This is a genomic window from Streptosporangium subroseum (assembly GCF_900188345.1).
In the GTDB taxonomy this organism is placed as follows: domain Bacteria; phylum Actinomycetota; class Actinomycetes; order Streptosporangiales; family Streptosporangiaceae; genus Streptosporangium; species Streptosporangium subroseum.
This window is the reverse complement of sequence record NZ_FZOD01000075.1, coordinates 14,874-28,594: the sequence shown is the minus strand read 5'-3', so window position 1 is coordinate 28,594 and position 13,721 is coordinate 14,874. Positions and strand designations below refer to the sequence as shown.

The 13,721-nt window shown below is 70.0% G+C and carries 10 protein-coding genes; 2 read left to right on the top strand and 8 right to left on the bottom strand.

Translation table 11 applies throughout. The features are described 5' to 3' along the window. Positions 1-180 precede the first annotated feature (180 nt). The gene (locus CHC08_RS41190) at positions 181-2,640 is read right to left on the bottom strand and encodes a hypothetical protein (RefSeq protein WP_143653565.1); all 2,460 of its coding nucleotides are present in this window, start codon (positions 2,638-2,640) and stop codon (positions 181-183) included. 317 nt (positions 2,641-2,957) lie between these two features. Here CHC08_RS41190 and cofD point away from each other — a divergent pair, with 317 nt between their 5' ends. Then, complete coding sequence (gene cofD / locus CHC08_RS41185) at positions 2,958-3,932, top strand: 2-phospho-L-lactate transferase (RefSeq protein WP_089212821.1); 975 nt, start codon at positions 2,958-2,960, stop codon at positions 3,930-3,932. After that, entirely contained in the window at positions 3,929-5,248 is a 1,320-nt protein-coding gene (locus CHC08_RS41180; RefSeq protein WP_245878889.1) for a coenzyme F420-0:L-glutamate ligase, read from the top strand. Before cofD ends, CHC08_RS41180 begins: the two co-directional genes overlap by 4 nt. A gap of 22 nt (positions 5,249-5,270) precedes the next feature. On the opposite strand, the gene CHC08_RS41175 is transcribed toward CHC08_RS41180, so the two are convergent. The 7 genes from CHC08_RS41175 to CHC08_RS41145 all read right to left on the bottom strand — a co-directional run bounded on the left by CHC08_RS41175 (position 5,271) and on the right by CHC08_RS41145 (position 13,715). Beyond that, positions 5,271-5,525 (bottom strand): hypothetical protein, encoded by a 255-nt coding sequence (locus tag CHC08_RS41175; RefSeq protein WP_089212820.1) that lies wholly within the window; start codon positions 5,523-5,525, stop codon positions 5,271-5,273. Positions 5,526-5,797: 272 nt separating this feature from the next. After that, entirely contained in the window at positions 5,798-6,136 is a 339-nt protein-coding gene (locus CHC08_RS41170) for a hypothetical protein (RefSeq protein ID WP_089212819.1), read from the bottom strand. Between the two features lie 504 nt (positions 6,137-6,640). After that, a complete protein-coding gene (locus CHC08_RS41165) occupies positions 6,641-9,229 on the bottom strand; it encodes a bifunctional FO biosynthesis protein CofGH (protein WP_089212818.1) in 2,589 nt (862 codons plus the stop codon). A 324-nt stretch (positions 9,230-9,553) separates the two neighbouring features. Beyond that, the gene (locus CHC08_RS41160) at positions 9,554-10,423 is read right to left on the bottom strand and encodes a DNA-3-methyladenine glycosylase family protein (RefSeq protein WP_089212817.1); all 870 of its coding nucleotides are present in this window, start codon (positions 10,421-10,423) and stop codon (positions 9,554-9,556) included. A gap of 41 nt (positions 10,424-10,464) precedes the next feature. After that, positions 10,465-11,559 (bottom strand): mannose-1-phosphate guanylyltransferase, encoded by a 1,095-nt coding sequence (gene manB, locus CHC08_RS41155; RefSeq protein WP_089212816.1) that lies wholly within the window; start codon positions 11,557-11,559, stop codon positions 10,465-10,467. Positions 11,560-11,576: 17 nt separating this feature from the next. Then, positions 11,577-12,698: a glycosyltransferase family 4 protein gene (locus tag CHC08_RS41150; protein ID WP_089212815.1), complete on the bottom strand. Its 1,122-nt coding sequence runs from the start codon at positions 12,696-12,698 to the stop codon at positions 11,577-11,579. Positions 12,699-12,788: 90 nt separating this feature from the next. Next, positions 12,789-13,715: a lysylphosphatidylglycerol synthase transmembrane domain-containing protein gene (locus tag CHC08_RS41145; RefSeq protein ID WP_089212814.1), complete on the bottom strand. Its 927-nt coding sequence runs from the start codon at positions 13,713-13,715 to the stop codon at positions 12,789-12,791. Between the last annotated feature and the right edge of the window lie 6 nt (positions 13,716-13,721).

Sequence of the window (13,721 nt, the reverse complement as noted above, 5' to 3'; positions counted from 1 at the left end):
CCTCCCTCTTACCCACCCAGAGGAAAGGCGTAACAACACGTGTGTAATTACACGCGCGCGCCCCGTGTGGCGTCAAGCGGCATGCCGGTATCCGGGGAAAGACCTGCTCTCCCCGGTGCTGGGTCGTGTGCTCGCCACGACGGTGATCGCCCCATGCGATCGTGACGATCGCCTGGCCCTTCAGTGCTCTCGGCGGTCGGAACCGTACCAGGACATGTTCTGATCCTGACCGGGGCCCACCCTCTCTCTATCGGGGGTTTCCTCTTCCGTGACCTGGGCCGATCGCTCCGGCTTGTAGATCGCCGTGGGGTCTATGGGCTGGGAGTCCCAAGATCTGGATGCGGGGCCGGGCGCGCCGAGCGGGTCCGCCTGGTAGGCATTCGGGTCGAAACGGAGTGTCGCCTCGGCCGAGGAGTCCCACTGGTGGCTGGTCTGCTGCTGGTATGGCTGCGCGGCCGGCGGGGTTTGGGAGGTCTGCGGGGTCTGCGGGTGACCGAACGGGTCGTCGTAGCTCCCGCTGCTCGCGGGGGCCGCGTGTTCCGGGTAGGCCGTGTGTTCGGGGTAGTCCGGGACCCGCAACTGCGGTTCTGTGCCCTGCGCCTGCTGCTGGTAGCTCTCCGCCTGCTGGTATGCCTGGGCGATCTGCTGGGAGCGGAGGTCCACCGGATCGGGTGCCGGCGCCGGATACTGCGGGTTCTGGTCGGTCGGCCGGCCGAACTCCGTGCTGGAGTATCCGGGGAACGGCTGGCCGTAGTTCTCCGGCGGCTGCGGGAAAGACGACTGCGACTGGCTCTCGAAGGACAGGTTGGGGCGGCTCTCCGCCGGTGCGTACGACGGCGGTGCCTGCGCCTCGGGCTGCTGCCCGTAGCCCGGGATCTGGGGATCCGGCTGCTGGGCGTAGTTCTGCGAGTCCTGCTGCCCGTACCCCTGAGGCTGGGAGTCGGGCTGCCCGTACCCCGGACGCTGGGAATCGGGCTGCTGGGTGTAGCTCTGCGAGTCCTGCTGTCCGTAGGCCGGGATCTGCGAGTCCTGCTGTCCGTAGGCCGGGATCTGCGAGTCCTGCTGCCCGTACCCCGGAACCTGAGGGTCCTGCTGCCCGTACCCCGAAGGCTGGGGGTTCGGCTGCTGGGCGTAGTTCTGCGAGTCCTGCTGCCCGTACCCCGGACGCTGGGAATCGGGCTGCTGGGTGTAGCCCGGCTGGGTCTCGGAGTGCTGTCCGTAGCCCGGAAGCTGCGAATCCGCATAGGCCGGGGCCGACGACTGCTCCAGGGGAGCGGAATAGTTCAGCGGGTCGTAGGCCGCGGGCGACTCGTAGGGCTTGGGCGGGGCCGGCGGCTGGACGTCCGCCGCGACGTACGGACTCGGGGTGTAGACCTCGGCCGGCGGGGCCGGGAGAGCGGGCGGAGCCTGCGGGGCGGGCTGCTGCGGAGCCTGCGCGTAGGCGCCGGTCTGGGCGCCGTACTGCTGACCATCCGCAGGCGGCTGCGCGTAGGTGCCAGGCTGGGTGCCGTACTGCTGACTTTCCGCAGGCGGCTGAGCGTAGCCGCCGGGCTGAGCGCCATACGGCTGCCCCTCCGCAGGCGGCTGAGCGTAGGTACCCGGCTGGGTGCCGTACTGCTGGCCCTCCGCAGGCGGCTGCGCGTAGGCGCCGGTCTGGGCGCCGTACTGCTGACTCTCCGCAGGCGGCTGCGCGTAAGCGCCCGGCTGAGCGCCATACGGCTGCCCCTCCGCAGGAGGCTGCGCGTAAGCGCCCGACGGGGCGCCGTACTGCTGACCCTCCGGAGACGGCTGCGCGTAGGCGGCCTGGGAGTATCCGTCGTTCGCCGGCGGGGTGTAGGCACCTCCCTGCGGCTGGCCGTACCCCTCCGCGGGCTGACCGTACGTTTCGGAGGCGTTGGCGGAGCTGGGCGCGGGCGGGAGCGCCGGCGGGCTGTACGGAACGTGGGGTGCCGGAGCGGGCGGAGCCTCCTGCGCATAGGCGTGCCCGCCCTGCGGTGCCTGATCCTGCGGCTGGAAGCCCTGCTGGGGCGGCTGTCCCTGGACATGCCCGTGCCCGCCCTGCGGGGTGGGCACGGGGGAGTGCGCCTGACCCATCACGGGAGGGGCGTGCCCCTGGGAGGGCTGACCCGCGGAAGGCGCGTACCCCTGGGCGGGGGCCTGTCCCTGGGAGGGGGCCTGTCCGGGAGGCGCGTATCCCTGCGCGGGAGCCTGCCCCTGGGCGTAGCCGTACTGCTCCTGGGGGCGGCCGAAGGCCGCCTCGGCGCGGATGCCGCCTGCCGGGGCCCGGGCCGAAGTCGCCTTCGGCAGCAGATAGAGCAGGGCGACCACGGTCAACCCGAGTGCGGGAAGACTGGGGAGAAGAAACTCGATCTTCTGCATGAGGTCCGTCGCACCGCTGAAAACTCCGCCGAACAGTCCGACCAGGCCGAACAGTGCGGAGAGCCCAAGGGTTCCCACGGCCGCGTAGACCATGAGGTTGAACCGCGTGATCACCGGGCCCAGGTGACTGGCCAGCAGCACCGCGCCGACAAGCAGCGCCGTGACCACCGGCGAGGTGAGATCACCCACGTATCCCACCGCACGAAGGGCAAAAGGCAACCCGCCGAACAGCAGCCGTTCGATGCCGACGAGAACGCCCATAGACGCGACGGCGACCATGAGCCATGCAGCCGCTTCTCGAAGCCGGCCTGCCTCGACATTGATCACAACTACCCCCATAGGGTCTTTAGGTAAACCCGGGCCAGTTTTGCACATGGCCGACTTTGGTGTCGGTGGTCTCAAGAAGCCCACCAATCTCATAAGTACTACATTGAACCCTATTGCCCCATATTTCGGACATTGGGCCAGGCGGCCTCGCCAGCGCGGACGATGATCATAACGATCATGAAAAGACTGTCCCCCACTCCCCCGGCTGCCCCCTAGAACGGCCCGGCCCACCAAATGGAAGACTGGACGACATGCGCATTGTGGCCCTCGCCGGCGGAATCGGAGGAGCCCGTTTCCTACGTGGCCTCCTCGCCGTAACTCCCAGTTCAGAGATCACCGTCATCGGCAACACCGGTGACGACATCAGCCTCTACGGTCTGCGGGTCTGCCCCGACCTGGACACCGTGATGTACACCCTGGGTGGCGGCATCAACGAGGAGCAGGGCTGGGGACGGCAGAAGGAGTCGTACGTCGTCAAGGAGGAGCTGGCCGCCTACGGCGTCGAGCCGCAGTGGTTCGGCCTGGGCGACCGCGACTTCGCCACTCACATCGTGCGCACCCAGATGATCGACGCCGGATATCCGCTCTCGGCGGTCACCGAGGCGCTGTGCGCACGCTGGGAGCCGGGCGTGCGGCTGATCCCGATGAGCGATGACCGGACCGAGACCCACGTGGTCATCTCCGACGAGCAGGGCCGCCGAGCCGTCCACTTCCAGGAGTGGTGGGTACGGCTGCGCGCCTCGGTCCCGGCCGAGCAGATCATCCTGGTCGGCGCGGACGAGGCCAAGCCCGCCCCCGGGGTGCTCCAGGCCATCGCCGACGCCGACGTGGTGATCCTGCCCCCGTCCAACCCCGTCGTCAGCATCGGCACGATCCTGCAGATCAAGGGCATTCGCGAGGCGCTCGAGGCCAAGACGGTCGTCGGCGTCTCCCCCATCGTCGGCGGCGCTCCCGTCCGGGGCATGGCCGACGCCTGCCTCACCGCGATCGGCGTGGACACCACCGCCCAGGCGGTCCTGGAGCTGTACGGCTCGCCGCTGATGGACGGCTGGCTGGTCGCCGAGGAGGACGCCGGGACCGCCCTCGACGGCGTCCTCGTCGAGGCCCGCCCCCTGATCATGCACGACGTCGAGTCCGCCGGGGCCATCGCCCAGGCCGCCCTCGACCTGGCCACGGAGATCGCCGCCCGGCGAGGCACCGCGCCGCAGGGTGAGGACGCCCGGTGAGCAGGATCAGGCGCGGGAAGGAAGGCCCCTCCGACATCCGGGTGGAGATCTTCCCGATTCCCGGGATTCCCGAGGTCCGGGAGGGCGACGACGTCGGCGAGCTGATCGCCGCGGCGATGCCGGGTCTGCGCGACGGCGACATCCTCGTGGTCACTTCCAAGATCTCCAGCAAGGCCGAGGGCCGGACCCTCCGGGGCGTCAGCCGCAACGAGGCGATCGCCGGCGAGACCACGCGGGTGGTCGCCCGCCGGGGCGAGACGGTGATCGCGCAGACCACGCACGGGTTTGTCATGGCCGCGGCCGGGGTGGACGCCTCCAACACCGAGCCCGGCACCGTCGTGCTGCTGCCCGTCGACCCGGACGCCTCCGCCGCGGCCATCCGCACCGGCATCCGGGACCGGCTCGGCGTGTCGGTCGGTGTGATCATCTCCGACACGTTCGGCCGCACCTGGCGCAACGGCCAGACCGACATGGCCGTCGGCATCGCGGGGGTGACCCCCGCACTCGACTACCGGGGCCTGTCCGACGACCACGGCAACGCGCTGGAGGTCACCCTGACCGCCGTCGCCGACGAGTTCGCCGCGGCCGGGGACCTGGTCAAGGGCAAGCTCGCGCAGACCCCGGTGGCCGTGATCAGGGGCATGGCGGAGTACACCACCGAGGAGCACGGGCCGGGCGTCCGCGAACTGGTCCGCCCGTCCGAGGACGACATGTTCCGGTACGGCTCCCGCGACGTGCTCTTCGCCCGCAGGACCATCCGCGAGTTCTCCGACAGGCCCGTGGACGGCGCCGGGGTCCGCCGGGCGGTGGACGCCGCGATCGCCGCGCCCGCCCCGCACCACACGACCCCGTGGCGGTTCGTCCTGCTGGAGTCGGCGGGGGTCCGCGAGAAACTGCTCGACGCCATGCGCGAGGCGTGGATCACCGACCTGCGCGGCGACGGCTTCTCCGAGGAGTCGATCGCCAAGCGGATCAGGCGTGGCGACGTACTGCGCGCGGCGCCGTACCTCGCGGTGCCCTGCCTGGTCATGGACGGCTCGCACACCTACCGCGACGACCGGCGCAACGCGAGCGAGCGGGAGATGTTCGTGGTCGCGATGGGCGCCGGGGTGCAGAACTTCCTGGTTCAGCTCGCGATGGAGGGCCTGGGCTCCGCCTGGGTGTCGTCCACCATGTTCTGCCGCGACGTGGTCAGGGAGGTCCTCGACCTGCCCCCCGGCTGGGACCCGATGGGCGCCGTGGCGATCGGCCATCCGGCCGCCCCGCCCCGGGACCGCGCACCGAGACAGGCGGCCGACTTCGTCGTCGTCCGCTGAGAGCCGTCCCGTGGCCGGGGCCTCATCCGAACCGGATCGCGTTCGCGACCACCGCGAACAGGATCAGCGCCCCCAGACCGATCATGATCATGCTCCGGACCGCCGCCCACGCCGCCGATTTCGCCTCCGGGATCTTCGCCGCGGCCTCCGCCGCCGCCTGAATCGCCTTTCCCCAGCCCGCCCACGTGTCCATCGTCCGCTGGAAGCGCCGTCCGACGGCGAAAAGGATCACCGCGATCACCACGAGAACCACGATCCGGCCGTCCGAGCCGTCCATCGACACACTCCTACCTAGGGGGAAGAGCAGGATTTCGTCACTTAGGGTATGTCATCGACTACTCAAATGACCGGAGAATGCCCCTCCTCGTCGAGGACCTCGGCCCGTGGTCGCCACCGGGCCGCCTCCCGCCTTCGGCTGCATTCGACGGTGGCCGGTCCGGCGCAAATGTCGCCAGGCATCAAACGGCGGAGTTCACGGACGTGCGGTGACGCGGCGTGGGCGGCGGCTCGGAGAGCCGCCGCCCACGGGTCGGTCGTTGATACCGCCGCTCAGTTGTTGACGCCGGCGCCGCTGCCGCCCTGCCCGCCGCTGGCGGGACTGGTGTCGTCGGTGATGCCGATGCCGCTGGCCTTGCCCGTGCCCGTGCCCGTGCCTGTGCCCGTGCCGCCGCCACCGCCGAGACCGTGGCCGGCGCCGCGACGGAGACGGCACCTGTCGGGGTTCTTGTGCTTGCGGCAGGGCTTCTGGAGGACGGTGGAGGTGGAGGTCGTGGAGGTGGTCCGGGCCACGGTGTCGGCGCTGGCAAACTGGGCCGGCATCGTCACGGGTGCGATGAGAGCGGATGCCACCATCGTTCCGGCTGCGAGAGCGTTCCTGACTTTGATCATGATGGATCACTCCATGTCAAACCAGTTCGCGCCTGGGCGATACCCGGGCTGACGGGACGCCGAATCGGTGTCGAAAACAATGGAGAGAAAACGGAGACGACGGAGCCGACACCGACGCGGCGCAGAACCTGAATCCCACGGTATTGGAGGGAACTTCATTGATCGCCCAGAAAGGCCCAAAGCCTTGGGCACATCGGATGACGCCCCGATAACCAACGGGAATCAGAGGAGAGAGTCCGATCGCATTCGACCGCGCCATTCCGCCGAAAGCCCGCACCTCAAGGGCTTGCCGCCGGGAACGGACCACAATGTCCCGGTAGATCATCGCCACGCGGAAGGTTTTATCTCCCGACGACCGCGACCCTTTCCGGTGGAACCGAGAACGGTGAGTCCGGCCGTAAAGCCTGAGGGAAGCCTGGGACCACTCCCACGCCGCACAGCCGGACCCCCATTAGATTTTCATTGAACTCCAACGGGTCTGAAGTTCACCGCGAACAAACCCCGCTACAACCGCTCAAGCGGCAGGAGGGTGCGCACGCTACGGCAGACGCCGTCGCTCGCCGCCGCGGCGGCCACCCGGTCCGCGTCCGGCACGCCGTAGGAGGTGGTCCGCTGCCGGATCCTCCGCCCGGTCGGGGCCACCATGGCCGCCAGGTCGGTGATCGTCTTGAAGGAGCCGTTCTCCGATCCCGCCATCCGGCTGATCGTCTCCTCCATCAGCGTGCCGCCGAGGTCGTTGACCCCGCCCTGGAGCACCTCTCGGCACAGTCCGTCCTGGAGCTTCACCCAGGAGCACTGGATGTTCTTGATCGCGCCGTGCAGGAGGATCCGGGCCAGCGCGTGCACGGCCCTGTTCTCCCGCGCGGTCGGCCCGGGCCGGGCGATCCCCGCCAGGTAGATGGGCGAGCTGTGGTGAACGAACGGCAGCAGCACGAACTCGGAGAATCCGCCGGTCTCCTCCTGGATGCGGCGGATCAGCCGGATGTGCTGGACCCAGTGCGCGTGGTTGTCCACGTGGCCGTACATCATCGTGGACGTCGTCGGGATGCCGACCCTGTGGGCGGTGGAGATGACCTCGACCCACTCCTTGGTCGGCAGCTTGCCCTTGGTGAGCACCCAGCGGACGTCGTCGTCGAGGATCTCGGCCGCGGTGCCGGGAAGCGAGTCGACACCCGCCTCCCTGGCCGCGGTCAGCCAGTCCTCGATGGACAGGTTGGTACGGCTCGCGCCGTTGATGACCTCCATGGGCGAGAAGGCGTGGACGTGCATCTCCGGCACCCGGGCCTTGACCGCCCTGGCGATGTCGAAGTAGGCGCTGCCCGGCATGTCCGGATGAATGCCGCCCTGCATGCACACCTCAGTCGCCCCGGCCTCCCAGCCCTCCCAGGCCCGGTCCGCGACCTGCTCCAGCGACAGGGTGTAGGCGTCGGCGTCGGTACGGCGCTGCGCGAAGGCGCAGAATCGGCAGCCGGTGTAGCAGACGTTGGTGAAGTTGATGTTCCGGTTCACCACGTAGGTGACGTCGTCGCCGACCGCCTCCCTGCGGAGACCGTCGGCGATCCGGCACAGCTCCTCCAGCGCCGCGTCGTCCGCCCCGGTGCCGTCGGGGTCGCCCGCGACGTCGAGCAGGACGAGCGCCTGCGCGTCGGTGAGCTTGGTGGGATCGCTCTCGGCCTGCCGCAGGGCCTGCCGCACGTCGCCCCTGACCACCGAGGAGGCGGCGGGGAGACGCTCCTTGAGCGCCTCCCAGTCGCCGTAGACGTTGTCGAAGTCGTCGCGGCGGTCATTGGTCCGGCCCTCGGTGTCGACGGCCGTGTGCAGGTCGGTGCGTCCCAGGGAGACGAAACCACCGTCCGGCTCCTGCCAGGGGCGGCCGACGAGGACCGCGTCCTCGCGAGCCAGGCCGGTCTCGGGGTCGGCGAGGGCGGCCACGTGGGCGTTGAGACGGGGGTCGAGCCAGGGTTCCCCGGCCAGTACGTACTCGGGGTAGATGGTCAGCCGCTCGCGCAGGGTGAACCCGGTGGCGGCCGTACGGGCGGCGAGGTCCTCGATCTGGGGCCACGGGCGCTCGGGGTTGACGTGGTCGGGCGTCAGCGGGGAGACGCCGCCCCAGTCGTCGATGCCCGCCCTGATCATCAGCTCGTACTCGGAGTCGACCAGGTTCGGCGGCGCCTGCACCCGGACCTTGGGGCCCATCACCAGCCGGGTCACCGCGATCGTGGCGGCCAGCTCCTGCAGGTCGGCGTCCGGCATGCCGCGCATCGCGGTGTCCGGCTTGGCGCGGAAGTTCTGGACGATGATCTCCTGGATCCCGCCGTACTCGCGCGCCACCTTGCGCAGCGCGAACACCGACTCGGCGCGGTCCTCGATCGTCTCGCCGATGCCGATGAGGATCCCGCTGGTGAACGGCACGTTCGTCCGCCCCGCGTCCTCCAGCACGCGCAGCCGTACCGCGGGGTCCTTGTCCGGTGAGCCGTGGTGCGCCTGTCCCTTCTCCTCGAACAGCCGTCGCGAGGTCGTCTCCAGCATCATGCCCATGGACGGCGCGACCGGCTTGAGACGCTGCAGGTCCTTCCAGGTCATGACGCCCGGGTTCAGGTGGGGCAGCAGCCCGGTCTCCTCCAGCACCCGGATGGCCATCGCGCGGACATAGGACAGCGTGTCGTCGTAGCCGTGCGCGTCCAGCCACTCGCGGGCCTGGTGCCAGCGGTCCTCGGGCCGGTCGCCCAGGGTGAACAGCGCCTCCTTGCACCCCATGGCCGCGCCCTGCCTGGCGATCTCCAGCACCTCGTCGGGGCTGAGGAACATGCTCTCCAGTTTGTGCGGGGCGGTGGCGAACGTGCAGTAACCGCAGCGGTCCCGGCAGAGCCGGGTCAGCGGGATGAAGACCTTGCGGCTGTAGGTGATGATTCCCTGTCGCCCCACGGCCTCCAGTCCCGCGTCCCTGACTCGGCCGGCATGCCCGAGCAGGGTCTCAAGGTGTTCGTCCCTGGCGTGGAGCAGGACGGTGGCTTCGGTCACGTCGAGAGCTTTGCCGTCGCGGGCCCTGGCCAGGGCCCGGCGCATCGCGTTATCGGTGGGGTTCACGCTCATTCCCGCACAGTACGACGGAGCGCCCATCGGTCGGGCGGCGGGTCGGGGGGTTATGGGGGACAGAGCCGGAATAGAACTCGCAACGATGCAGTTCTGCTAAACGGTTCACACAAGCAGATCTCGATAGACGTAAATGCTTGCGTATACATACATTAGAGGCATCACACCGGAACCCGCCTCAGGAGCAGAAAATGATCTGGTTTCTCCTCGCCCTCGCCGCCGTCGCCGTCCTCGCTCCGCTGATCGGAGCCGACACCCGCGACGGGCGCGACTGGCAGCCCGCCGTCTCCTCCGGCACCGCTGCCGCCTCGGAAGAGGATGGCCTCAGAACGACCGGTAGTCTCGCGCGGGCATCCGCGGCCCCCGAGGGGGTGGCCGCACACCGCCCAGCCCCAGCAACCTGCTGACCCGGTGCCGGTGCCCCCGGTAGGGAGCCAGCAGCCGCAGCATCTCCGCGTCGTCGGCCCGTCGGCCGCTCAGCGACCAGCCCACCAGCGACGGCAGATGGAAATCGCCCACCGAGACCGCGTCCGCGTCCCCGTGCGACCTCTGCCGCACCTCCGCCGACGTCCACACCCCGATCCCGGGCAGCGCCCGCAACAGCCGATCCGCGTCGGCGCTGCCCCCGGCCGCCTCCAGCTTCACGGCGTGCCGGGCCGCGTTCACGATCGTGCGCGCCCGTACGGCCTCGGCCCCCGCCCGGTGCCAGTCCCACGAGGGGATGGCCCGCCACACCTCGGGCTCGGGGAAGACCCGCATCCCTTCGGGCGCCGGCCCCGGCGCGGGCTCGCCGTACCGGCCGAGCAGCCATCGCCACGCCCGCCACGCCTCAAGGCTCACGACCTTCTGTTCGAGCACCGCGGGCACAAGAGCCTCCAGCACCCGTGACGTCCTCCCGATCCTGAGCCCCGCGTAGCGCCTGGCCGCGTTCTTGACGACGTCGTGCTCGGGAACGAACCCCGACAGATCGTCCTCCACGCCGAGCAGCGCGGGAAGCGTCTCCAGCAGCCACCCGGCTCCCGGCCCCCAGGCGGTGGCGGCGACCTGCCCGCCCCGGGCGGACACCCGTAACGTGCCGGGACCGTCGGGCGTGCGCGAGGTCCGCCAGATGCTCCCGTCGGGCGTCCTTCTCCAGGTGGGATCGCCGTTCCCGTGCCGGTGCGGCCCCAGCGTCAGCTCAAGGTTGAGCGGCATCGTGGAACACCACTCACGCTCTCTCACGGTCCCGTACGGGATCAGGCGTCGCTGGAGAAGCGGATCGCGCACTCGGGAAGCACGATGCCGGGCCAGATGCGGCTACCGGCCAGCAGCTCGTTGCCCGGGCCGACGACCGCGCGGTCACCGACGACCACCTCGCGCAGGACCGCTCCAGAGTCGACGCGGGCGCCGATGCCGACCACCGAGTCGACCACGACCGCGCCCGACTGGATCACGCAGTCGTCGCCGAGCACGCTGCCGGAGACCTGGGCGCCGGACTCCACCGCCGCGCGGGCGCCGATCACCGAACCACCGCCGACCTTGGCCTCGGGCGAGATCATGGCACCGGGCAGGGCGAGGAAGTCTCCGGTGGGACCGGGCAGGGCCGGCGAGACGAGACGGCCGAGGACGAGGTCGCGGGAGCCCTGGACGAAGGCGGCGGGCGTGCCCACGTCGAGCCAGTAGGACGCGTCGGCGTAACCGAGCACCAGGGCGCCGCCCTCGATCAGGCTGGGGAACGTCTCCCGCTCGACCGAGACGACCTCGTCCGCCGGAATCGAGTCGATCACCGAACGGGTGAAGACGTAACATCCGGCGTTGATCCGGTTGGTGACCGGGTTCGGGGTCTTCTCGAGGAAGGCGGTCACCCGGCCGTCGTCGTCGGTCGGCACGCAGCCGAACCGCGAGGGGTCTTCCACCTCGGTCAGGTGCAGGGTGACGGCGGCCTCCCGGGCGACGTGCATGTCGACCTGCTCACGGATGTCGTGGCCGGACAGGATGTCGCCGTTGAGCACCAGCACCGGCGCGTCCGGGCCCGAGCTCAGCGCCTCGGCGGCGTTGCGGATGGCACCGCCGGTGCCGAGCGGGGTCTCCTCGGTCATGTATTCCAGGGAGAGCCCGAACGCCGAGCCGTCTCCGAAGGCCTCGCAGAACATCTCCGCCCGGTAGGAGGTGGCGAACACGATGCGCCGCACACCGGACGCCCTGGCCCGCGCGAGCTGGTGGGCGAGAAAGGGAACCCCCGCGGTGGGCAGCAGCGGTTTGGGCGTGCCAAGCGTCAACGGACGCAGGCGCGTCCCCTGTCCTCCGACGAGGAGAATCGCCTCGAGCTCCGGCAAAGGGGTCTCCATCATTCCGCGAGGCTAGCTCACTACTCGGCAGCGCGTTGGTAGGAGAGCAGATGGGCCTCCGCCGACGCCTCCCAAGTGAACTCCCTGGCCCGGGCCATCCCCGCCGCGGACAGGGCCTGCCTGCGCTCCGACGAGGACAGCAGCGCCCGCAACGCGTCGGCGATGCTCACGTCGTCGGGCTCGGTGTAGGCGACCGCGTCGCCGCCCACCTCCGGCAGCGAGGTGCGGTGCGTGGTGAGCACCGGCGCGCCGCAGGCCATGGCCTCCAGGACCGGGAGCCCGAAGCCCTCGCCCCGTGAGGGGAAGGCCGCCACGAGCGCGCCGCCGAGGAAGCCCGACAGGTCGGTGAAGGCGAGAAAGCCCGGACGGAGCACTCGCACGGTCGACGGGACCTCGCTCACCGCGGCGTCCACGTCGGCGTCACGGATGCTCCCGGCCAGCACCAGGGCGGGCGGCTCGGCAAGGTCCTGAACGGCGCGCACAAAACCGCGGATCAGGTTTGGCACGTTCTTACGGGGCTCCAGGGGGCCGAGGAAGGCCACATAGGGGGTGCCGCGCAGGCCGAGCCGGTCGGAGGCGTGCTTGATCTCGCGCTCGGACGGCCGGTGGAACAGCACCGGGTCCACCCCGTGGTAGGCGACGTCGATCCGTGTGGGATCGGCGGCGAGCACCCGGATCAGCTCGTCGCGGGTCGCCTTGGAGGGCACGATCACCCTCGACGCGTGCCGCACGGCAGTGCGGGTCGCCGAGCGGAAGAAGGACGCCTTGACCGCGTTGTGCTGCGTGGACTCGGTGAACCAGGTGAGGTCGTGAACGGTCGCCACGGTCGGCAGGCCCGAGCCGAGCGGGATCGAGTAGTAAGGGGCGTGGATCACCTGTGCGCCGGCCTGCCGGGCGAGGAGCGGGAGGCCGGTCTGCTCCCAGGCCAGCCGGGCGGCCCGGTTGGTGATCCCATGAGGTCCGGGCACGATCCGGGCCGAAGGTGCGAGCCCGGCGTACCGCTCGGCGTCGGCACGCTGGCAGACGACCGCGAGATCGGCGCCCGCCCTGTCCAGGGCGGCGACGAGTCCATCGACGTACCTGATCAGCGCACCGCGATCGGCCGGAACCGCAGCCGCGTCGACGAGCACTCGAGGCGTCAAGAAGGATCGCTCCCCTCAAAATCCACTCGGGACAGCCGTCCCCTTCTTCCATTAACTCTATTGCCAGAGTCTCTGAAAACGTGGGGGAAATCACACGGCTTTTCCCTGAACGGAATCACTCTGGGAGTCGACGGAACGTCGTGCCGCCAGACCTGCGATTCCGGCGCAGATGAGATCGCCGAGGACGATCACAATTCTGGAGCAGAGCGCCGCCGCGATAGCCGATCCCTGGTCCAGAACCGGCGCCAGGACGGCCACCATGGCCACCTCGCGCACCCCCGCTCCCGCGGGGACCACAAACGTCATGATTCCCAGACACCAGGACAGCGCGAACGCGCCGATGGAGAACACGACCATCGACACGCCCGAGAGCCCGAGCTCATGGATGATCGCCGCCAGGTGCAGGCCGTACGCGGTCCAGCCGAGCAGCGCCCAGCCCAGCGCGGTGAGCATGCCCCTGCGGGTGAGCGGGCGCTCCAGCGGCTCGCGCTTCAGCTTCCGCAGCCCGAACCCGACGACCGCGTTGATCACCCGCGGCTCGAACACCACCGCGAGCACCGGGATCAGCAGGAACACCCAGGCGTACGGCGCGACGGATCCCGGCAGGGCGGTCAGCAGCGTCACCGCCGAGATCAGCAGGCCGCTGGCGAGCTGCACCGGCAGCGTCAGGAAGAAGGCGGCGGCGCTGCGTGACCTGGGAACGCCCAGCTCGCGCCCCATCTCCATCTGGGCGATCACCGGCCAGAGCGAGCCGGGGATGTATTTGCCCAGCTGACCGACAAAAAAGACCTTCGCCCCCGCGCGGAACGGCAGCGGCGAGCCGAGGTCGGCCAATAGCGCCCGCCACGTCATCATCCCGCCGCACAGCGCCGCGATCACGGCGACCAGCGACAGCACGAGCGACTGCCACGACAGCCGGGCGAACCCCGTCTGGATCTCGTCCCACTTGCTCGCCACCGCCCACGCGCCGAACCCGAGCGCGACAAGCAGGAAGGCGATGCGGACCAGGCGTTTCACCGTGAG

Bases quoted from the DNA above. Each gene is read 5' to 3' on its own strand.
- CHC08_RS41190 (WP_143653565.1), bottom strand. From the start codon at position 2,640: ATGGGCGTTCTCGTCGGCATCGAACGGCTGCTGTTCGGCGGGTTGCCT.
- cofD (WP_089212821.1), top strand. From the start codon at position 2,958: ATGCGCATTGTGGCCCTCGCCGGCGGAATCGGAGGAGCCCGTTTCCTA.
- CHC08_RS41175 (WP_089212820.1), bottom strand. From the start codon at position 5,525: ATGGACGGCTCGGACGGCCGGATCGTGGTTCTCGTGGTGATCGCGGTG.
- CHC08_RS41170 (WP_089212819.1), bottom strand. From the start codon at position 6,136: ATGATCAAAGTCAGGAACGCTCTCGCAGCCGGAACGATGGTGGCATCC.
- CHC08_RS41165 (WP_089212818.1), bottom strand. From the start codon at position 9,229: ATGAGCGTGAACCCCACCGATAACGCGATGCGCCGGGCCCTGGCCAGG.
- CHC08_RS41160 (WP_089212817.1), bottom strand. From the start codon at position 10,423: ATGCCGCTCAACCTTGAGCTGACGCTGGGGCCGCACCGGCACGGGAAC.
- manB (WP_089212816.1), bottom strand. From the start codon at position 11,559: ATGATGGAGACCCCTTTGCCGGAGCTCGAGGCGATTCTCCTCGTCGGA.